Origin of the sequence: Vibrio sp. YT-18 (assembly GCF_033337345.1) — a bacterium.
Taxonomy (GTDB): Bacteria; Pseudomonadota; Gammaproteobacteria; order Enterobacterales; family Vibrionaceae; genus Vibrio; species Vibrio alginolyticus.
The window spans coordinates 1-1039 of sequence record NZ_JAWOQO010000284.1; the positions used below are offsets into that span (position 1 = coordinate 1).

The 1039-nt window shown below is 45.2% G+C and carries 1 pseudogene; it reads left to right on the top strand.

The annotated features are described in order from the left end of the window. Window positions 1-985 (top strand): annotated as a pseudogene (locus tag R7M72_RS26020) (serine protease); the annotation flags it as partial. Between the last annotated feature and the right edge of the window lie 54 nt (window positions 986-1039).

The following is a 1039-nucleotide window of genomic DNA, read 5'->3' on the forward strand; positions in this document are numbered from 1 at the left end:
CGACAGCCAATACGGCATAGGGATGTCGACTAACTTTACCAACTTAAACTCGCACGGTGCTGAAATGGCACTCAACGTTGAGATGGGCACAGATAAGCTCATTGAGGCGGAGCTGTATTCTCCGGTTCTGTCGAGCCAAGAGTTTTTTGTGGCTGGTAAGGTGGCGTACAGCAGTGAAGGGCGAAACTTGCCGGTCAGTGATGATGACTCGAGTTTAAGTTCGGTGAACGATTTTTTGCCAGTGTCTTATACCGAGTTTGTTTCCGAGATAGCGATTGGCATTCAGCCTACGTTGTGGCAAGAGTTGAGATTGGGCGGTCGATACTCTTCGGGTAGCATTGAGTTATCGACATTGGCGTCTGTAGGCAATTTAGATTTTGAGCGAAGAGGCTTGTTTGCCAATTACCGCTTAGACACCCTCGATGATTTTGCTTTTCCTACGCGAGGTTTGTTGGTCGACCTAGAATATTTGGTTTCTCACGATACCAGCCCTGAAGAGATAGGTCAGTCCAAGCCTAAAGATATTGTGGAAGATACAGTGTATGAAATTGACGCTCGATTTAAGGGGGCAATGAGCTATCAGCGTCATACTTTAGTCGGACAAGCAGAATACAGCTTTGTGCAAAGTAAAAACTCGTCGATAACGCTGGACCCTCGTGAGTTAGGGGGCTTTTTGCATTTGTCAGGCATACCGAGAAACAGCTTGATAGGGCAAAACTTATTCTTCAGCAGTTTGGTATATCGCTACAAATGGTTCGACAATGATTTTGGATTGTTTGAAGCGCCAGTTTATGTAGGCGCGTCGCTAGAACATGGCGGTACATGGTCAGACAACGATCTGAAATTGAATGAAGCACCATTGTATAACGCCGCATCAATTTTCTTTGGTGTCGACTCGCCAATTGGACCTATTATGTTGGCATACGGTCGTACGGAGCAGGATATGGAAGCTGTGTATTTGATCGTAGGAACGTCGTTTAAATAATCGGGTTGTAGAAAGCAAAACCTTGGCATATTTGGTCAAAATTAGCAGAACTTT